The following is an 18,132-nucleotide window of genomic DNA, read 5'->3' on the forward strand; positions in this document are numbered from 1 at the left end:
TGCGTGCCGCCCCGGCCGGGGAACCTTCCGGGCCGGGGGTGGAACCCTGGTTCCTGGGCCGGTTGCCGTCCGGCCCAGGAACCAACCGGCCGGAGAACCTACAACGTCCGCAGGAGCACCGCCGGCTGTTCCACGCAGTCGGCCACGTAGCGCAGGAAGCCTCCCGCCGTACCGCCGTCGCAGACCCGGTGGTCGAAGGTCAGCGAGAGCTGGACGACCCGTCGCACGGCCAGCTCGCCCTCGTGCACCCACGGCTTGGGGACGATGCGGCCGACGCCGAGCATCGCCGCCTCCGGGTGGTTGATGATCGGCGTGGATCCGTCCACCCCGAACACCCCGTAGTTGTTGAGCGTGAACGTGCCTCCGGTGAGCTCCGCCGGCTTCAGCGTTCCTGTCCTGGCGGCCTCGGTGAGCCTGGTGATCTCGGCCCCGATCGACTCGGTGCTGCGCACGTGCGCGTCCCGTACGACCGGGACGACGAGCCCCCGCTCGGTCTGGGCCGCGAACCCGAGGTGCACACCGGGCAGCCGCACGATCTCCCGCGCTTCCTGGTCCACCGTGGAGTTGAGTTCCGGGTACCGGGCCAGGGCGGCGGTGCAGATGCGGGCGAGCAGCGCGAGCACCGACACCTTCGGCCCGGCGCCGGGACCACCGGCGCCGTTCATCGCCGCTCTGGCTGCCATCAGCTCGGTGGCATCGGCGTCCACCCAGCAGGTGGCGTCGGGGATCTCGCGCCGGCTGCGCGCCAGCTTGTCGGCGACCGCGCCCCGTACGCCTCGCAGCGGAACCCGCTCACCGGCAGGGTGTACGGCTGCCCGGTCCGTCGCTTCGGCCTCCTGCGGGGTCTCGGGTCCGGACCGGATGGCGGACTCCACATCGGCGCGCAGGATCAGCCCGTCGGGCCCGGATCCGGCGAGCTGCCGCAGATCGAGGTCGTGCTGCCGCGCGAGCTTGCGCACCAGCGGGGAGACGACGGCGACCGGCCCCCGTGCCCCGTCCGACGCACCAGAATCACCAGAAGCAGAAACAGGAGGAACGACAGCAACAGCGGGAACAACAGGACCCGCGGGAGCAACAGACGCAACAGGAGCAACGGCAGGCACCGAGAGCCCCTCCGGCCGGACCCGCCTCCGGCGGACCGGCGGTGCGCCGGTCCCGTACCCCACCAGCACATTGCCGGACCCGGACGGCTCCGCCTCCGCGGCCTCCGTACTCCCGGACGGCTCCGGCTCGACGGACCCGACCGCGACCGTCAGCAACGGTGCCCCGACCGGCAGTTCCTTGCCCTCCTCACCGAACCGTGCGGTGACCACGCCCCCGTACGGGCACGGCACCTCCACCATCGCCTTGGCCGTCTCGACCTCGACGACCGGCTGATCGATGGCGACGACGTCACCGACCTCCACCAGCCAGCGCACGATCTCGGCCTCGGTCAGCCCCTCCCCGAGATCCGGAAGCTTGAATTCGAGTACCTGCGGCATCAGTGCTCCGCCTCCCACTGAAGTCGCGCGACGGCGTCGAGCACCCGGTCCACGCCCGGCAGGTGGTGCCGTTCCTGCATGGGCGGCGGATAAGGGATGTCGAATCCGGCGACGCGCAGCACCGGCGCCTCCAGGTGGTGGAAGCAGCGCTCGGTGATCCGGGCCGCGATCTCGCCGCCCGGACCGCCGAAACCGGTGGACTCGTGGACGACGACCGCCCGGCCGGTACGCCGCACGGACGCGGCCACCGTCTCGTCGTCGAACGGGACCAGCGAGCGCAGATCGACGACTTCGAGGTCCCAGCCCTCCGCGACCGCGGCCTCTGCGGCTTCCATGCAGACGGGCAGCGACGGCCCGTACGTGATCAGGGTCGCGCTGCGTCCGCTCCGGCGCACGACGGCCCGTCCGATGGGCTCCACGGCGGCGGGCGCCTGCGGCGACCAGTCAGCCTTCGACCAGTAGAGCCGCTTGGGCTCCAGGAAGACCACCGGGTCGTCGGAGGCGATCGAGGCCCTCAGCAGCCCGTAGGCGTCGTCGACCGTGGCGGGCGTGACGACATGGAGACCGGGCGTCGCCATGTAGTACGCCTCGGAGGAATCGCTGTGGTGCTCGACGCCACCGATGCCGCCGCCGTAGGGCACCCGGACGGTGATCGGCAGCGGCATGGCGCCCCCGGTCCGGTTCCGCATCTTGGCGACATGGCTGATGAGCTGCTCGAACGCCGGATAGGCGAAGGCGTCGAACTGCATCTCGACGACGGGCCGCAGCCCGTACATCGCCATGCCGACGGCCGCCCCGAGGATGCCGGCCTCGGCCAGCGGGGTGTCCGTGCAACGGTCCTCGCCGAACTCCTTCGCCAGGCCGTCGGTGATTCGGAAGACGCCGCCGAGCGTCCCGACGTCCTCCCCGAGGACGTGCACGGAGGGGTCCTCGGCCATCGAGTCGCGCAGCGCGCGCCCGAGGGCCTGCGCCATGGTGGCGGGTTTGGCCTTCGCCGCCCGCTCGGTGGCCGTGGCCGCTGCGGTGGTCATCGCCCTGCTCCCCCGTCGTCCGTGCCGTGCTGCTCGTTCTCCGCGTCCAGCTCGACGCGCAGGCGGGCCGCCTGCTCGCGCAGCTGCGGGGTCTGTTCCGCGTACACCTGGGCGAAGAGATCCATCGGGTCGAGCACCGGATCCGCGTTCATCCGCTCGCGCAGTGCGGCCGCCATCCGCTCCGCGGCCGACCGCGCCTCCTCGATGCCGTCGTCCCCGAGCAGACCGCGCCCGGTCAGCTCTCGCTCCATGAGCCGGACCGGATCGTGCGCCCGCCACGCCTCGACCTCGCTGTCGCCGCGGTAGCGGGTCGCGTCATCGGCGTTCGTATGCGCGTCCATGCGGTAGGTGATGGCCTCGACGAGCGTCGGGCCGCCGCCGCTCCTGGCCCGATCGACCGCTTCGGAGAGCACCTGGTGCACGGCCGCCGCGTCGTTCCCGTCGACCAGCCGGCCCGGCATCCCGTATCCCACGGCCTTGTGCGCCAGGGAGGGTGCCGCGGTCTGCTTGGCCAGCGGTACGGAGATGGCGAAGCCGTTGTTCTGCACGAGGAAGACGACCGGGGCCTTCCACACGGCGGCGAAATTCAGCGCCTCGTGGAAATCGCCCTCGCTGGTGCCGCCGTCGCCCACCATGGCGAGCGCGACCACGTCGTCACCCTTGAGCCGCGCCGCGTGCGCCAGACCCACCGCGTGCGGGAGCTGGGTGGCGAGCGGGGTGCAGAGCGGGGCGATGCGGTGCTCGCGCGGGTCGTAGCCGGTGTGCCGGTCACCACGCAGCAGCGTCAGCGCCTCGACCGGGTCCAGCCCGCGCGCCACGGCCGCGAGCGTGTCGCGGTAGCTGGGGAAGAGCCAGTCCCGCTCCTCCAGCACCAGGGCGGCCGCGATCTCGCAGGCCTCCTGGCCGGTGCTCGACGGGTAGACCGCGAGCCGCCCCTGCTTGGTGAGGGCGGTCGCCTGGGCGTTGTACCGCCGGCCGCGCACCAGCTCGGCGTAGAGCCGGAGCAGCAGCTCGGGGTCTGCGTCGGCCGCGGCATCCGTACCGAGCACGCGGTACGGCTCGGGGTCCGGGAGCAGCGGCGCCGGGTCGGTGAGCGGCTTCCACGCCGGGGGCGGGGTGGGCCGGTAGGCGGCCGCGCCGGGCAGCTCTTGGACCGTCATGACAAGCACCTCCTGGCATCGAGGGGTCTGGCATCGAGGGGTGTCGAAATATGTAGAAATATCAACGACTGCGTGAGGCGCGACTGTGGTGCGTCTCACCTACCGATTGTTCGGTCGCGAGCGCATTTTGGCTACAGGCACCATCAGCCTGTGGACAAACGGTTCTCCACAGCCTGGGATGGAGACAGCTCGTCCAGGACAGGGAGGCGCGGGAACATGGCAGCTGAACAAATGGCCGACGGGGGCGAGGACCCCGGCCGGACCCCTCCGGCACGGCCGCTCGACTCCACCGACCGCGCCATCGTCCGGTTGCTCCAGACGGACGGCCGGGCCTCGATACGGTCGGTGGCCGACCGCGTTCACGTGTCGCGCGCCAATGCCTACGCCCGGATCAACCGGCTCATCGACGACGGGGTGATCCGCGGTTTCAGCGCGCGGGTCAACCACGAGCGGGCGGGGCAGGGAGCCTCCGCCTACATCACGCTCAAGATCGTCCAGAACTCCTGGCGCACCGTCCGCGAGCAGCTCCAGGCGCTGCCAGGAGCCACCCACATCGCGCTGGTCAGCGGCGATTTCGATGTTCTGCTGCTGGTGCACACGCAGGACAACCAGTCACTGCGCGATCTGGTGCTGACCAGGATCCAGTCCATCCCGGAGGTGCTCTCCACCCGCACCCTGCTGGTGTTCGAGGAGACGGACCTGGCTCCGGGACCGGACCGCCCCACGGAGCTCACCTGAGGCCCGGCGACTTGGGCCCGGGAGGCCTCGGGCCTCCCTACGCCTTCATCCCGTCGAAGGCCAGACGCACAACGGTGTCCGCCAGCTGGTCCCGCTCCGCACCACCGTCGGGCAACGGCCGATACCACTCCACCAGCGAGTTGACCATGCCGAAGAGGAGCCGGGTCGCAAGGCGTATGTCCACGTCGGAGCGGAGATCGCCGTCCGCGACCGCGGCCTTCAGCAGATCGCCCACCCGCTGGTCGAACTCGCGCCGCCGCTCCAGCGCCCAGCGCTCCGTCTTCGTGTTGCCCCGCACCCGCAGCAGCAGCGTGACGTAGGGCAGTTCGGCTATCAGCACCTCGACCGTACGGCGGGTGACGTACTCGACGCGCGCGATCGCGCGACCACGCGTCGCACCCGGTTCGTCGAGGATTCCGAAGAGCCCGTCCAGCGCCCGGCTGACCGCTCGCCGCAGCAGCTCTTCCTTGCCGGACACGTGGTGGTAGATGGACGACTTGGAGATCCCCGCCGCCTTCGAGAGGTGCTCCATGGACGTGCCGTCGTAGCCGCGCTCGTTGAAGACACGGACGGCGACGGTGAGCAGAGTCTCCGGGGTGTACGTGTCCCGCTTGGCCGTGGTCATGCCAGCGATCCTCCCCTACGAGTTATCCACAGGTTTCGTGGGGCCCCTTGTCCCGACCGATCGTTCGGTTACTCTAACTCTGTCCGCCCGTCCCTGCCCAGCTCGATGAGGAGTTGGTCCGTCATGGCCGCCGAGCTCTCCCCGCACCTGCTGACCGAGAAGCACCGCCCCACGCTCGACCGGGCCCTCGACGCGACCCGCTCGCGTGCGTACTGGTCCCCGCACCCCGAGCACCCGAAGGCGTACGGCGAGGGCGGCGCCCCCGGCAGCCTGGGCGCCGCCGAGGGCAAGGCCGCCTTCGGCGCCGTGCTCAACACCCGTATCGACCTCGGTCAGCCGGGCACCGACGGGTGGACGGGCGGGGAGACCTCCCCGTACGGGCCGGAGCTCGGCGTCGAGTATCCGCACGCCGATCCGGACGTCCTGATCCCGGCGATGCGCGCGGGAATGCCGGCCTGGCGCGAGGCGGGCCCCGAGACCAGGGCCCTGGTCTGTCTGGAGATCCTGGCCCGGATCAGCGCCCGCACCCACGAGTTCGGCCACGCGGTGATGCACACCAGCGGCCAGGCCTTCATGATGGCGTTCCAGGCCGGCGGCCCGCACGCCCAGGACCGCGGCCTGGAGGCGGTGGCGTACGCGTACGAGGAGCAGACCCGCGCCCCGCGTACCGCGGACTGGTCCAAACCGCAGGGCAAGCGCGAACCGATCGAGCTGCACAAGACGTTCACCGCGGCGGGCCGTGGCATCTCGCTGCTGATCGGCTGCAACACCTTCCCCACGTGGAACGGCTACCCGGGCCTCTTCGCCTCCCTCGCCACCGGCAATCCCGTCCTGGTCAAGCCGCATCCCCGCGCGGTGCTTCCGCTGGCCCTCACGGTTCAACTGGCGCGTGAGGTGCTCACGGAGGCGGGCTTCGATCCCAACCTGGTCGCCCTGGCCGCCGAGCGGCCCGGCGAGGGCATCGCCAAGACCCTGGCGCTCCGCCCGGAGATCCGGATCATCGACTACACCGGGTCCACCGCGTTCGGTGACTGGCTGGAGGCCAACGCCCTTCAGGCGCAGGTCTACACGGAGAAGGCCGGGGTCAACACGATCGTTCTCGACTCCACGGACGACTACCGGGGCATGCTCTCCAACCTGGCGTTCTCGCTCTCCCTCTACAGCGGCCAGATGTGCACCACCCCGCAGAACCTGCTGATTCCCCGCAACGGCATCACGACGGACATCGGTGACAAGGCGTACGACGACGTGGTCGTCGACATCGCCGCGGCGGTCACCGGTCTCCTCGGTGACGACGCGCGTGCCAACGCCCTGCTCGGCGCCCTGGTCAACCCTGAGGTGCGGGCCCGTCTGGAGGCCGCCGCAGAGCTGGGCGAAGTCGCCCTGCCCTCCAGGGAGGTGGCCAACCCCGACTTCCCGGAGGCGGTGGTCCGTACGCCCCTGATCGTCAAGCTGGACGGCACCAAGCCGGACGAGGACTCCCCCTACCTGTCGGAGTGCTTCGGCCCGGTCTCGTTCGCCGTCGCGGTCGACTCGACGACCGACGCCGTGGAGCTCCTGCGCCGGACGATCCGCGACAAGGGCGCGATGACGGTGGGTGCGTACACCACGTCACCGGAGGTCGAGAGCGCACTGGTGGACGTCTGCCTGGACGAGTCGGCCCAGCTCTCGCTGAACCTGACGAGCGGGGTGTACGTGAACCAGACCGCGGCGTTCTCCGACTTCCACGGCTCGGGCGGCAACCCCGCGGCCAATGCGGCCCTGTGCGACGGAGCATTCGTCTCCAACCGCTTCCGCACCCTGGAAGTCCGCCGCCAACGCTGACCGCCCACCCGCACACACTCAGCCCACCCGCACACTCAGCCCGTCCGGCGTTCGAGGACCGGGGGCCCGGGGGCAGCGCCCCCGGTTACGGGAAGGGGCGGGTGGGGGAAGGCCGGCCGCAGGCCCCACCCGCACCCGCACCCGCCCCGACGCCCAAGCCCGCCCCCCGGGCCCCAGGCAGCCCCAGGCAGCCCCAGGCAGCCCCAGGCAGCCCCAGGCAGCCCTACACCCCCGCCCCAGGAATATCCGCATGCCGCTGCACCCACGCATGCATCGCAATCGCCGCAGCCGCCCCCGCGTTGATCGACCGCGTCGACCCGAACTGCGCGATCGAGCACACCATCGAGGCGTGCTCCCGGGCCTCCTCGGTCAGCCCCGGCCCCTCCTGACCGAACAGCAGCACGCACCGCCGCGGCAGCGCGGTCCGCTCCAGCGGCACGGCGCCCGGCAGATTGTCGATACCGATGATCGGCAGCCCCTCGGCCGCGGCCCAGGCGGTCAGATCCGCGGTGTCGGGGTGGTGGCGGACATGCTGGTAGCGGTCGGTGACCATCGCCCCGCGCCGGTTCCAGCGCCGCCGCCCCACGATGTGGATCTCCTTGGCGAGGAAGGCGTTCGCGGTGCGCACCACGGAGCCGATATTGAAGTCGTGGCCCCAGTTCTCCACCGCCACATGGAAATCGTGCCGCCGTAGATCCAGATCGGCGACGATCGCCTCCCGGCTCCAGTACCGGTACGCGTCGCCCACATTGCGCCGGTCGCCGTGGGCGAGCAGCTCGGGGTCGTAACGCTCGCCCACGGGCCAGGGCAGCGGGTGCGGCCCGACACCGATCTCCGTGCCGAACCCGTCGTCGTACTGAGCCGGCTCGTCCACCACGGACGATTCGGCCACCACGGACTCATCGGTCGACGCATTCCTACTGGTACCGCTGGTATCGCCGGTACCGCTGGCACCACTCGTACTGCCGGTGTTACCGGTCTCGCTGCTCACCCGACGAGCGTATGGCCCCCGCTGCCACTGTGCTCCGGTGCCTCCCGGTCCTCGGCCCCGTCCCGGGGTGGCGGGACCTTGCCACGCCCCCGGGACAGCAGTTCCCGTCCGAGGGCCGCCCGGCCCCCCAGCCACACCAGGAAGACGGTCGGCAGGAAGACGGCGTCCGCGGCGATCATGGCCATCGAGAAGAAGGGCAGCCCCAGCAGCAGGGCGATACCGGCGTGCTCCCCGATCATCACGACGAGCAGGATGTTCTTGACCCGCCGGTTGAACAGGGTGAACGGGAACGCGACCTGCACGATGACCGTGGCGTACGTCAGCACCATCACCATCACCCCGCTTGAGGCGAGGAGGTCCGAGAGGGCGGGCCACGGCGTGAAGTAGTGGAGCTGGAGCGGGAAGTACAGCGCCGTGCCGTCCTGCCACCTCGACCCCTGGATCTTGTACCAGCCGGCGGTGGAGTAGATCAGACAGACCTCGGCCATGATCACGACGAGAGTGGCGTTGTGCGCGAGGTTGGCGATGACGTCGAGCAGGGTGCGTGGCTCGCTGTGCGGCGCGTACCGGTTCACGGCCCACCAGACGCCGTGCCCGGTCCACAGAATCCAGAACAGCACCGGCAGCCACACGGTTCCGCCCAGGTGGTCCGTCCCCGTGGCCCAGACGAGCACGGCCCCGAACGCCACCCACAGCAGCGGACCGGCCACGTCCCCACGCGGCGAGCGTCCGCCCTTGTCCGCGTCCGCGTCCGCGCCCCCGTCCGCCGTCAGCGCCGCTCGCGCTCGGCGCGCCGCACGGCGGGCGTCCAGCGACCAGACCTGCCCGCACCGGGTCAGCACCAGGTAGATCGCCATCAGGTGCAGGACGTTGTCGCCGCCGTCGCCCATGAAGATGCTGCGGTTCTGCAGCGACAGCACTCCTGCCATGAACAGGACGGACATGGCGCGGGTGTGCCAGCCCACCAGCAGCAGGGCTGCGGCGATCAGCGCCAGCGCGTACACGATCTCGAACCAGACAGTGCTGTCCGTCCACATGAGGGTGGTGAAGGCCTGGTTGTTCGAGATCAGCTGTTCCGCCATGTCCCAGCGCCACGGGGCATCGGGGCCGTACATCTCGTGCCGGTGCGGCAGCTCCCGCAGCAGGAACAGCAGGTACGTGGCGGAGAAGCCGATCCGGATGACGGCGCTCTGGTACGGGCCGAGGGACGAGGCGGTGATGCGCTGGATACCGCGGGCGAGCCCGTGCGCGTGGCGGGGCGTGCTCACTGGTCCGGGCGTGCTCACTGGTCCAGGTGTGCTCACTGGTCCGGCCGTGCTCACTGGTCCGTCTCCTTCGGATCCGCCGAGCCCTCGGGGAGGTCGGCCGCGGTGACGTTCCACCACGGCAGCACCCGGTAGGACGGTTTCGTGCTGATCTTCTCGTCACTCCACGCAGGCGCCGCGACGGAGCGCACCTCGGAGCGGACCTGGATCCGTTCGACGGTGCCGCCGTAGTCGTGTTCACCGAGGCGCAGCATGACGATCCGGCGGATGTACTGCTCGGAGAGGGTGCCGCGCAGTCCGTTGGCCCGGTTCTTGCTGTCGTGGGACCCGAGGTAGAAGTCCCAGCCCCGGCGGAGTTCGTTCTGCTGGACGTGACTGGGCAGCGGATTACCGCGTATCGCCTTGCCGTCCTCGCCCGAGAGGCTCATCCAGGGGGTGGTGCGACGGCCGTCGGGGCCTGCTATCTCGGCACGCACGTGCACGGCGACGTTCTGCTGGAGCGGATTGGGGGCGAAGAGCTTCCAGTTCTGCTCGAACTCCGGATAGATCCATTGGTCCACCCCCTTGCCGTGCTGCTTGGTCACCGTGTTGGAGGGGGCGACGTGCAGAAACACCATCGCCAGCTGAGTGCAGGTGACCAGCCCGATCACCGCGAGCGCCACAGCGGCGGCGACCTGGTACGGAAACGACAGCCCGGCCATTCCGGAACGGGACTCCGAACCAGCGTCTCCGCGAGGGTCCGTATCCGGAACCGGACCAGGTATCGGGCTCGGACCCGGCTCCGGATCGGGCTCCGCACGGGGATCGGGAACCGTTGGAACCGCCCCCGAATCGGGACCGGCAACGCGTCCGTCCCTGCCGCCGACGCCCCTGTCGTCGTACGAATCCATCCCGCCCCGATCCCCGTCGATCCCGGTCAGTTATCCACAGGGTTGACACCCTACGGGCCGCAGACTCACCATTGAAGTCATTGAACCGAACGATCGGTCGGTAGGGAGTCCGGGATGGCGGCATTGACTGCGGGCCAGGCGGCGCAGGCGACAGCGGGCAGCACCGAGGGGGCGGACGGGGCCCTGGTGGAAGCCTTCGACGCCGCAGTGGCGGCCGACGAGCGCATCGAGCCGCGCGACTGGATGCCCGATGCCTACCGCGCCTCGCTGGTCAGGCAAATGGCCCAGCACGCCCACTCCGAGATCATCGGCATGCAGCCCGAGGCCAACTGGATCACCCGTGCGCCCTCGCTGCGCCGCAAGGCGATCCTGATCGCCAAGGTGCAGGACGAGGCGGGACACGGCCTCTACCTCTACAGCGCGGCCGAGACCCTCGGCACCGGCCGCGAGGAGCTGCTCGACAAGCTCCACGCGGGCCGCCAGCGCTACTCGTCGATCTTCAACTACCCCACCTTGACCTGGGCGGACGTGGGCGCGATCGGCTGGCTCGTGGATGGGGCGGCGATCACCAACCAGGTGCCCCTGTGCCGCTGCTCCTACGGCCCCTACGCCCGCGCGATGGTCCGCATCTGCAAGGAGGAGTCCTTCCACCAGCGACAGGGATACGAGCTGCTGCTGGCCCTCAGCAGCGGCACGGCCGCCCAGCACGAGATGGCCCAGGACGCGGTGAACCGCTGGTGGTGGCCGTCCCTGATGATGTTCGGCCCGCCGGACGACGCCTCGTCGCACTCCGCCCAGTCGATGGCCTGGAAGATCAAGCGGCATTCCAACGACGAGCTGCGGCAGCGCTTCGTCGACATATGCGTCCCGCAGGCGGAGGTGCTGGGCCTCACCCTCCCCGACCCGGACCTCCGGTGGAACGAGGAGCGCGGTCAGCACGACTTCGGGGCGATCGACTGGACGGAGTTCCAGGAGGTCCTGAAGGGCAACGGTCCGTGCAACGAGGAGCGCCTCACCCAGCGCCGCCGGGCACACGAGGAAGGCGCCTGGGTCCGCGAGGCAGCCGCCGCCTACGCACAGAAACAACAGACGCAACAGTCGCAACGGGCGCATCGGGCGTCCACGACGCAGACGACGGTCGTACCGAACGGGGAGGCGACAGCATGAGCAGCTCGACCGAATGGCCACTGTGGGAGGTGTTCGTGCGCTCGCGGCGTGGCCTCTCCCACACCCACGCCGGCAGCCTGCACGCCCCGGACGCCGAGATGGCGCTGCGCAACGCACGCGATCTGTACACACGCCGGTCCGAAGGGGTCTCCGTCTGGGTGGTGCCGTCCACCCAGATCACGGCGTCCTCGCCGGACGAGAAGGACACGTTCTTCGAGCCGGCCGGTGACAAGCCCTACCGGAACCCCACGTTCTACAAGATCCCGGAAGGGGTGAAGCACCTGTGACCGCGGCCCTCGCCCTGGGCGACGACGCGCTGGTGCTGTCGCACCGGCTGGGGGAGTGGGCGGGCCACGCCCCCGTACTGGAGGAGGAGGTGGCCCTCGCCAACATCGCCCTGGACCTGCTGGGCCAGGCGCGACTGCTGCTCTCCCTCGTCGGGGACGAGGACGAGCTGGCGTATCTGCGCGAGGAGCGCGCCTTCCGCAACGTCCAGCTGGTCGAGCAGCCGAACGGCGACTTCGCCCACACCATCGCCCGCCAGCTCTTCTTCTCCGTCCACCAGCACGGGCTGTACGAGCGGCTGGCGGCCGGTGACGGCGAGTTCGCGGGCATCGCGGCGAAGGCGGTCAAAGAGGTCGCCTATCACCGGGACCACGCCGAGCAGTGGACCCTGCGCCTCGGGGACGGCACGCCGGAGAGCCACGACCGGATGCAGCACGCGGTGGACGCGCTGTGGCGCTTCACCGGTGAGCTGTCCCAGCCCGTCGAAGGCGTCGAGGTGGACTGGAACGCCCTGCGGAGCGACTGGCTGGCGTCCGTCACCACCGTTCTGGAGCGGGCCACGCTGACCGTACCGACCGGCCCGCAGTCCGGCGCCTGGACGGCCGGAGCGGGGCGCCAGGGCATCCACACGGAGCCCTTCGGCCGGATGATCGCCGAGATGCAGCATCTGCACCGCAGTCACCCGGGGGCGTCATGGTGACCCGTACGACGCTGGAGGACGAGCTGCGCGGCATCGCCGGCTCCGTCCCCGACCCGGAGCTGCCGGTGCTGACCCTGGAGGAGCTGGGCGTGCTCCGGGGTGTGGAGGTGCTGGCACCGGGCCGCGTCACGGTCCGGCTCACCCCCACCTACACCGGCTGCCCCGCCATAGAGACGATGTCCACGGACATCGAGCGCGTGCTGCTCGACCACGGCATGACCGAGGTCTCCGTGGTCACCGTCCTCACCCCGGCCTGGTCCACGGACGACATCAGCGCGGAAGGGCGCCGCAAGCTCACCGAGTTCGGCATAGCGCCTCCTCGGTCGCACAGCACGGCCTCGCCCGCCGCCGGGCCCGTGCCGCTCGCCCTGTCGGTGCGCTGCCCGCACTGCGGCTCCACCGATACGGAGCTGCTGAGCCGGTTCTCCTCCACCGCCTGCAAGGCGCTCCGCAGGTGTGTGTCATGCCGCGAACCGTTCGACCACTTCAAGGAGTTGTAGATGTTCCATCCGCTCCGGGTCAGCGCGATCGAACGGCTCACGGACGATTCGGTCGCTGTCGACTTCGCCGTGCCGCCGGATCTGCGCGAGACCTTCCGCCACAGACCCGGCCAGCACCTCAATGTCCGCTACACCGTCGACGGTGAGGAGGTCCGCCGCTCGTACTCGATCTGCGCACCGGCCACCGAGCAGCCGGCCGAGCCGCGCCTGCGGGTGGGCATCCGGCTCGTCGACGGCGGCGTCTTCTCCACCTACGCGCTGAAGGAGCTCGCGGTCGGCGACCAGGTCGAGGCGATGCCCCCGATGGGCCGCTTCGTACTCACCCCGCGCCCCGGGCAGTTCGCGGCGGTCGTGGGCGGCAGCGGGATCACCCCGGTGCTGTCCATCGCGGCGACGCTGCTGGCGCGGGAGCCCGACGCCTCGTTCTGCCTGATCCGCAGCGACCGGACCGCCGCGTCGACGATGTTCCTGGACGAGGTCGCTGACCTCAAGGACCGCTATCCGGACCGGTTCCAGCTGGTCACCGCGCTCTCACGGGAGGAGCAGCAGGCCGGCCTCCCCTCGGGTCGGCTGGACCGCGACCGGCTCACCGGGCTGCTGCCCGCGCTGCTCCCGGTGTCCGATGTGGACGGCTGGTATCTGTGCGGTCCGCTCGGCCTGGTCCGGGCCACCGAGGGCGCGCTGCACGGCCTGGGAGTCGAGCGGGCCCGGATCCACCAGGAGATCTTCCACGTCGACGACGGGCCCGGCGCCGCGGTCCGCCCCCGGATCGAGGCTCCTGCCGACAGCATGCTCACGGCGACTCTGGACGGCCGCTCGGGCAAGTGGCCCGTGCAGGAGGGCGAATCACTGCTGGAGACGGTGCTCCGCAGCCGCTCGGACGCGCCGTACGCCTGCAAGGGGGGCGTGTGCGGTACGTGCAGGGCCTTCCTGGTCTCGGGCGAGGTGCGGATGGACCGCAACTTCGCGCTCGAACCGGAAGAGACGGGCGCCGGCTACGTACTGGCCTGCCAGTCCCATCCGGTGACCGGGGAGGTGGAACTCGACTTCGACCGGTGAGCGCTCCACCGGCGCACCCGTACCCGCACCCCCGCACCCCCGCACCTGTTCCCTTCTTGTAGAACCTGTTCTATCTTGACGCTCCGTCAGGTCCGGTACGGGCAAAGCGGTTCGCGGGAGGCCAGGACAGTGGACTTCACCTACACCGAGGAACAGCAGGCAGCCGCAGAGGCGGCACGGGCCGTCTTCTCGGGCGTCGTGCCCGACGCGGTTCCCAGCCCCGCGCTCGTACCGGGTGCGGTGGCCGAGGACATCGACAGGCCGCTGTGGGCCGGGCTCGCCGCCGGGGACCTGCTGAGCCTGACACTCTCCCCCGAGCACGGCGGGGCCGGCCTCGACCTGATCGCGCTCTGCCTGGTGCTGCGCGAATCCGCGAAGGTCCTCGCCCGGGTCCCCCTGCTGGAGACGTGCGCGGTCGCGATGGCGCTCCAGCGGTACGGGGACCAGGGGCTGGCCGCCGAGCTACTGCCCGGCGTCGGCCGCGGTGAGCTCGTCCTCACCGTCGGAGCCAACGGGCGCACCGGCCACGATCCGGCCGAACTCGCCGTCACCGCCCGCCCGGACGACACCGGGCACGAGGGCGACAGCTCGGAAGCCGGCTGGGTGCTGGACGGTGTGCAGTCGGCCGTTCCGTGGGCGCGGACCGCCGACTGGATCGCGGTGCCCGCCCACACCGGGGACGGCCGCGCCGTTGTGGCCATGGTCCGGAGCGGCCACGACGGCCTCACCATCGCGGAGCAGGTCTCCACCAGCGGTGAACTGTTCGGTGAGGTACGGCTGGACGCGGTACGGATCGCGCCCCACGAGCTGATCGACGCCGCCGGCGCCTGGGAGTGGCTGCACGCGCTGCTCACCACCGGGACCTGCGCGCTCGCGCTGGGGCTGGGTGAGGCCGTGCTGGCCATGACGAGCGAATACACCGGGAAGCGCGAGCAGTTCGGCTTCCCGGTGGCGACCTTCCAGGCCGTCGCCGTACAGGCCGCTGACCGATACATCGACCTGCGGGCCATGGAGGTCACCCTCTGGCAGGCCGCCTGGCGGATCGCGACCGGCGGGAGTGGCGCGCTGCCCCCGGCGGGCGATGTCGCCGTCGCGAAGATCTGGGCGTCGGACGGGGTGCGCCGGGTCGTGCAGACGGCACAGCACCTGCACGGCGGCTTCGGCGCGGACACCGACTACCCCTTGCACCGCTTCCACGCCTGGGCGAAGCAGCTGGAGCTCTCCCTCGGCCCGGCCGCCGCCCACGAGGAGGCTCTGGGCGACCTGCTGGCCGCGCACTCCCTGGACTGACCCCCGCCACCCGCCACCCGCCGCCGGGGCCAGACAACACCCAGGAGGCACCCCGGGGACACCCGCGAGGCACCCACGAGGCACCCCAGGCCCCAGGCGGCGGACGATCAGGCGACGAAGGCCGGGTTTCCGCTGTCGGTGACCATCGGGCGACCGGCGGCGTCCCAGGCGAGCATTCCGCCGTCGATGTTCACGGCGTCGATGCCCTGCTGCACCAGGTACTGGGTGACCTGGGCGGACCGGCCGCCGACCCGGCACATCACATGCACGCGCCGACCGTCCTCCGCCGCCTCCGTCAGCTCACCGAAGCGGCCCACGAAGCCGCTCATCGGGATGTGCAGGGCGCCGTCGACGTGCCCGGCCGCCCATTCCTCGTCCTCCCGTACGTCCAGCACGAGGCCGTCCGCCGGCACCGCCGTCACATCGACCGTGGGGAGCGGGCCGAAATTCATGGGTCACGCCTTCTTTCGTTAGTTACGCTCCGAAATCTCCGGAAACGCTACTGCACCAGGGCTGCCAGCTCCGCCTCACGCTGCGACACCTCGCCCAGCAGCTGATCCGCGATCTCTTCGAGCAGGTGATCCGGATCGTCCGGAGCCATCCGCAGCATGGCGCCGATCGCGCTCTGCTCCAGCTCCTGCGCGAGCACCGTCAGCAGCTCCTTGCGCTGGGTCAGCCAGTTCAGCCGGGCGTAGAGCTCATCGGCCTCCCCCAGCTCCGCCTCCGGAGCGGCCGGTCCGGCCGCCCACTCCTGGGCCAGCTCCTTGAGCAGTTCCTCGTCCCCACGCCCGTACGCGGCGTTGACGCGGGTGATGAACTCGTCCCGGCGGGCCCGTTCCTCCTCGTCCTGGGCCAGATCCGGATGGGCCTTGCGCGCCAGCTCGCGGTACAGCTTGCGGGCCTCCTCGGTCGGCCGGACCCGCTTCGGCGGCCGGACGGGCTGCTCGGTCAGCATCGCGCTGGCCTCGGGGGAGAGCCCGTCGGAGTCCATCCAGTCGTGGAACAGCTCGTCCACACCCGGCATGGGCATCACGACCGCCCGCGCCTCCTGCGCCTTGCGCAGATCCTCGGGGTCGCCGGTCCTCGCGGCCCGTGCCTCCGCGATCTGCGCATCGAGCTCGTCGAGACGCGCGTACATCGGGCCCAGCCGCTGGTGATGCAGCCGGGAGAAGTTCTCCACCTCCACCCGGAAGGTCTCCACCGCGATCTCGAACTCGATCAGGGCCTGCTCGGCGACCCGCACGGCATGTGCGAGACGCGCCTCGGGCCGTGGCTGCTCAGCAGGCCCACCGCCGACGCCGTCGGCCGACGCCCCGGCGGGAGGAGCGGTCTCGGCGCGCGCGTCGTCCGAACGGCCGGGCCGCTCGTCCTGCCGGTCCTGGTCCTGCCGGTTCCGGTCCTGGTCCTGCGAGCCCAGGTCCTGCACGTCCTGGTCCTGCACGTCCTGGTCCAGCCGGTCGTCGTCCTGCCGGTCATCGTCGTTCCGGGTGGTCGGCACCCCGGCGGCTTCGTGGGTCACTCGTCCAGCGTATGGCCACGGCCAACGCCCCGGAGACGCGCGGTCCGCGCAACGGATGTCACACCCCCGGCTCCGCCTCCGTCCGACCGGCGGCGATCGCCCGCACGAGCTCGGCGTGATCCGCCTCCGTACGGTCCGCGTAGGTCACCGCGAACGCGGCCACCGCCTCGTCCAGCTCGTCGTTCTTGCCGCAGTAGCCCGCGATGAGCCTCGGGTCGGCGCTGTGCGCGTGCGCACGGGCCAGCAGCGCGCCGGTCATCCGGCCGTAGTCGTCGACCTGGTCTGCGGCGAGGGCCGCCGGATCGACGCTGCCCTTGCGGTTCCTGAACTGCCTCACCTGGAAGGGCCGCCCGTCCACGGTCGTCCAGCCGAGCAGGATGTCGCTGACGACCTGCATCCTCTTCTGCCCGAGCACCACCCGGCGCCCCTCGTGCGCCACCTCCGGCACCTCGAACCCGGCAGCGGGCAGATGGGGAGCCAGCACCGAGGGCCTGGCCTCCTTCACCTGAAGCACCAGCGGCTCGCCCCGGTGATCGAGCAGCAGCACCACATAGGACCGGGTGCCCACGCTCCCCGTGCCGACCACCCGGAACGCCACATCGTGGATCGCGTACCGGGCCAGCAGCGGCACCCGGTCCGGTGAGACGGTGCCCAGGTAGTCACCGAGCCCCGCCGCCACGGCCGCGGCCTCCGCGTCCGGCACCCGGCGCAGCACCGGCGGTGCGTCGACGAATCGGCGTCCGGCGTCCCCCGACTCCTCCGTGGACTTCGCCGCGAAGCGGGCACTGGTGTTGTTGCGGGCCTTCTCGGAGACCCGCTCCAGCGTGCCGAGCAGATCACGCGCGTCCGTGTGCGAGACGAGCTCCTCGTCCGCGATGGCGTTCCAGGCGTCGAGCGCGGGCAGCTTGGCCAGCAGCCGCATCGTCCGCCGGTAGGCACCCACCGTGTCGTACGCGCCCCTGCGGCACGTCTCCTCGTCCGCGCCGGCCTCACGGCCCGCGAGCACAAGTGAGGTGGCCAGGCGTTTGAGATCCCACTCCCACGGCCCGGTCACGGTCTCGTCGAAGTCGTTCAGGTCGATGACCAGGTTGCCGCGCGCATCGCCGTACAGACCGAAGTTGGCCGCGTGGGCGTCGCCGCAGAGCTGGGCCGCCACACCCGTGACGGGGGTGCCCACCAGATCGTGGGCCATCAGCCCGGCCGAACCCCGGAGAAAGGCGAACGGGGTGGCGGCCATCCGCCCCACCCGGATCGGCGTGAGCTCGGGCACCCGGCCCCGGTTCGACTCCTCGACCGCCCGGACCGCGTCGGGCCTGCCCCCGGGCAGGACCAGCGACGCGTGTGAGGACCGGGGTACCCGCTCACGCAGCGCCTTGCCCGCGTCCCGCGGCGACCGAGGGCCACCGGGCCCCTCCGGGTACCCGCGCCGGGCGAACCCGGGCACGACCGGAATGCGCGAATCCCCCTCCACGGCCCGCTGTACCGGCACCGTCGCTTCGATCCCACCCATGGCGCGCAGCTCCCCCGGCCTCGCCCGGAGCCGCCGCCCGGCGCCCCGGTCCAACATCAACTACCGACGAAGGTACCGCCGTTCACCGGCAGCCGTC

18 protein-coding genes are annotated in these 18,132 nt (G+C 71.1%); 8 read left to right on the plus strand and 10 right to left on the minus strand.

Translation table 11 applies throughout. The annotated features are described in order from the left end of the window. Positions 1-98: 98 nt before the first annotated feature. The 3 genes from ACZ601_RS19245 to pdhA are packed head-to-tail and all read right to left on the minus strand — an operon-like array spanning position 99 to position 3,672. Positions 99-1,481: a dihydrolipoamide acetyltransferase family protein gene (locus ACZ601_RS19245; RefSeq protein WP_469539354.1), complete on the minus strand. Its 1,383-nt coding sequence runs from the start codon at positions 1,479-1,481 to the stop codon at positions 99-101. After that, positions 1,481-2,512 carry an alpha-ketoacid dehydrogenase subunit beta gene (locus ACZ601_RS19250; protein ID WP_440576473.1) on the minus strand — a complete coding sequence of 344 codons (1,032 nt, stop codon included), beginning with the start codon at positions 2,510-2,512 and terminating at the stop codon, positions 1,481-1,483. Before ACZ601_RS19250 ends, ACZ601_RS19245 begins: the two co-directional genes overlap by 1 nt. Further along, positions 2,509-3,672, minus strand: coding sequence for a pyruvate dehydrogenase (acetyl-transferring) E1 component subunit alpha (pdhA, locus tag ACZ601_RS19255; RefSeq protein WP_469539359.1), 1,164 nt, complete (start codon positions 3,670-3,672; stop codon positions 2,509-2,511). The genes ACZ601_RS19250 and pdhA overlap by 4 nt, the downstream gene beginning before the upstream one ends. Positions 3,673-3,903: 231 nt before the next feature. Here pdhA and ACZ601_RS19260 point away from each other — a divergent pair, with 231 nt between their 5' ends. After that, the gene (locus tag ACZ601_RS19260) at positions 3,904-4,410 is read left to right on the plus strand and encodes an Lrp/AsnC family transcriptional regulator (protein ID WP_073733296.1); all 507 of its coding nucleotides are present in this window, start codon (positions 3,904-3,906) and stop codon (positions 4,408-4,410) included. Between the two features lie 37 nt (positions 4,411-4,447). Here the strand turns inward: ACZ601_RS19260 and ACZ601_RS19265 are convergent, their stop codons facing one another. Next, complete coding sequence (locus tag ACZ601_RS19265) at positions 4,448-5,035, minus strand: TetR/AcrR family transcriptional regulator (RefSeq protein ID WP_440576475.1); 588 nt, start codon at positions 5,033-5,035, stop codon at positions 4,448-4,450. Between the two features lie 123 nt (positions 5,036-5,158). Between ACZ601_RS19265 and paaN the strand changes: the two genes are divergently transcribed. Next, positions 5,159-6,859 carry a phenylacetic acid degradation protein PaaN gene (gene paaN, locus ACZ601_RS19270; protein ID WP_469539362.1) on the plus strand — a complete coding sequence of 567 codons (1,701 nt, stop codon included), beginning with the start codon at positions 5,159-5,161 and terminating at the stop codon, positions 6,857-6,859. Between the two features lie 223 nt (positions 6,860-7,082). Here the strand turns inward: paaN and ACZ601_RS19275 are convergent, their stop codons facing one another. From ACZ601_RS19275 to ACZ601_RS19285, 3 genes are all read right to left on the minus strand, one after another. Next, positions 7,083-7,754, minus strand: a complete 672-nt coding sequence (locus ACZ601_RS19275) for a TrmH family RNA methyltransferase (protein WP_469539516.1) — start codon at positions 7,752-7,754, stop codon at positions 7,083-7,085. 92 nt (positions 7,755-7,846) lie between these two features. Then, positions 7,847-9,118, minus strand: coding sequence for an HTTM domain-containing protein (locus ACZ601_RS19280; protein ID WP_469539365.1), 1,272 nt, complete (start codon positions 9,116-9,118; stop codon positions 7,847-7,849). A 50-nt stretch (positions 9,119-9,168) separates the two neighbouring features. Then, positions 9,169-10,005, minus strand: a complete 837-nt coding sequence (locus ACZ601_RS19285) for a DUF5819 family protein (RefSeq protein ID WP_469539368.1) — start codon at positions 10,003-10,005, stop codon at positions 9,169-9,171. 114 nt (positions 10,006-10,119) lie between these two features. On the opposite strand from ACZ601_RS19285, the gene paaA reads away from it, so the two are divergent. The 6 genes from paaA (at position 10,120) to ACZ601_RS19315 (ending at position 15,006) form a co-directional block, all read left to right on the plus strand. Further along, complete coding sequence (gene paaA / locus ACZ601_RS19290; RefSeq protein WP_469539370.1) at positions 10,120-11,172, plus strand: 1,2-phenylacetyl-CoA epoxidase subunit PaaA; 1,053 nt, start codon at positions 10,120-10,122, stop codon at positions 11,170-11,172. Continuing rightward, the gene (paaB, locus tag ACZ601_RS19295; RefSeq protein WP_469539373.1) at positions 11,169-11,459 is read left to right on the plus strand and encodes a 1,2-phenylacetyl-CoA epoxidase subunit PaaB; all 291 of its coding nucleotides are present in this window, start codon (positions 11,169-11,171) and stop codon (positions 11,457-11,459) included. The genes paaA and paaB overlap by 4 nt, the downstream gene beginning before the upstream one ends. Beyond that, positions 11,456-12,157, plus strand: a complete 702-nt coding sequence (gene paaC, locus ACZ601_RS19300) for a 1,2-phenylacetyl-CoA epoxidase subunit PaaC (protein ID WP_469539376.1) — start codon at positions 11,456-11,458, stop codon at positions 12,155-12,157. Before paaB ends, paaC begins: the two co-directional genes overlap by 4 nt. Further along, positions 12,151-12,657, plus strand: a complete 507-nt coding sequence (paaD, locus tag ACZ601_RS19305; protein ID WP_469539378.1) for a 1,2-phenylacetyl-CoA epoxidase subunit PaaD — start codon at positions 12,151-12,153, stop codon at positions 12,655-12,657. Before paaC ends, paaD begins: the two co-directional genes overlap by 7 nt. Further along, entirely contained in the window at positions 12,658-13,716 is a 1,059-nt protein-coding gene (locus tag ACZ601_RS19310; RefSeq protein ID WP_469539381.1) for a 2Fe-2S iron-sulfur cluster-binding protein, read from the plus strand. It abuts the gene before it with no gap. 129 nt (positions 13,717-13,845) lie between these two features. After that, positions 13,846-15,006, plus strand: a complete 1,161-nt coding sequence (locus ACZ601_RS19315) for an acyl-CoA dehydrogenase family protein (protein ID WP_469539385.1) — start codon at positions 13,846-13,848, stop codon at positions 15,004-15,006. Between the two features lie 107 nt (positions 15,007-15,113). On the opposite strand, the gene ACZ601_RS19320 is transcribed toward ACZ601_RS19315, so the two are convergent. From ACZ601_RS19320 to ACZ601_RS19330, 3 genes are read right to left on the minus strand one after another with little or no spacing between them, the layout of a single operon-like run. Continuing rightward, positions 15,114-15,458, minus strand: coding sequence for a rhodanese-like domain-containing protein (locus tag ACZ601_RS19320; RefSeq protein WP_390088363.1), 345 nt, complete (start codon positions 15,456-15,458; stop codon positions 15,114-15,116). Between the two features lie 47 nt (positions 15,459-15,505). Beyond that, positions 15,506-16,525 (minus strand): J domain-containing protein, encoded by a 1,020-nt coding sequence (locus ACZ601_RS19325; RefSeq protein ID WP_469539388.1) that lies wholly within the window; start codon positions 16,523-16,525, stop codon positions 15,506-15,508. 58 nt (positions 16,526-16,583) lie between these two features. Next, positions 16,584-18,035, minus strand: coding sequence for a DUF2252 domain-containing protein (locus ACZ601_RS19330; protein ID WP_469539391.1), 1,452 nt, complete (start codon positions 18,033-18,035; stop codon positions 16,584-16,586). Positions 18,036-18,132: the final 97 nt, after the last annotated feature.

The sequence above is a fragment of the Streptomyces sp. NPDC104307 genome, assembly GCF_055584045.1.

Bases quoted from the DNA above. Each gene is read 5' to 3' on its own strand.
- ACZ601_RS19245 (WP_469539354.1), bottom strand. From the start codon at position 1,481: ATGCCGCAGGTACTCGAATTCAAGCTTCCGGATCTCGGGGAGGGGCTG.
- ACZ601_RS19250 (WP_440576473.1), bottom strand. From the start codon at position 2,512: ATGACCACCGCAGCGGCCACGGCCACCGAGCGGGCGGCGAAGGCCAAA.
- pdhA (WP_469539359.1), bottom strand. From the start codon at position 3,672: ATGACGGTCCAAGAGCTGCCCGGCGCGGCCGCCTACCGGCCCACCCCG.
- ACZ601_RS19260 (WP_073733296.1), top strand. From the start codon at position 3,904: ATGGCCGACGGGGGCGAGGACCCCGGCCGGACCCCTCCGGCACGGCCG.
- ACZ601_RS19265 (WP_440576475.1), bottom strand. From the start codon at position 5,035: ATGACCACGGCCAAGCGGGACACGTACACCCCGGAGACTCTGCTCACC.
- paaN (WP_469539362.1), top strand. From the start codon at position 5,159: ATGGCCGCCGAGCTCTCCCCGCACCTGCTGACCGAGAAGCACCGCCCC.
- ACZ601_RS19285 (WP_469539368.1), bottom strand. From the start codon at position 10,005: ATGGATTCGTACGACGACAGGGGCGTCGGCGGCAGGGACGGACGCGTT.
- paaA (WP_469539370.1), top strand. From the start codon at position 10,120: ATGGCGGCATTGACTGCGGGCCAGGCGGCGCAGGCGACAGCGGGCAGC.
- paaB (WP_469539373.1), top strand. From the start codon at position 11,169: ATGAGCAGCTCGACCGAATGGCCACTGTGGGAGGTGTTCGTGCGCTCG.
- paaD (WP_469539378.1), top strand. From the start codon at position 12,151: ATGGTGACCCGTACGACGCTGGAGGACGAGCTGCGCGGCATCGCCGGC.
- ACZ601_RS19310 (WP_469539381.1), top strand. From the start codon at position 12,658: ATGTTCCATCCGCTCCGGGTCAGCGCGATCGAACGGCTCACGGACGAT.
- ACZ601_RS19320 (WP_390088363.1), bottom strand. From the start codon at position 15,458: ATGAATTTCGGCCCGCTCCCCACGGTCGATGTGACGGCGGTGCCGGCG.
- ACZ601_RS19330 (WP_469539391.1), bottom strand. From the start codon at position 18,035: ATGGGTGGGATCGAAGCGACGGTGCCGGTACAGCGGGCCGTGGAGGGG.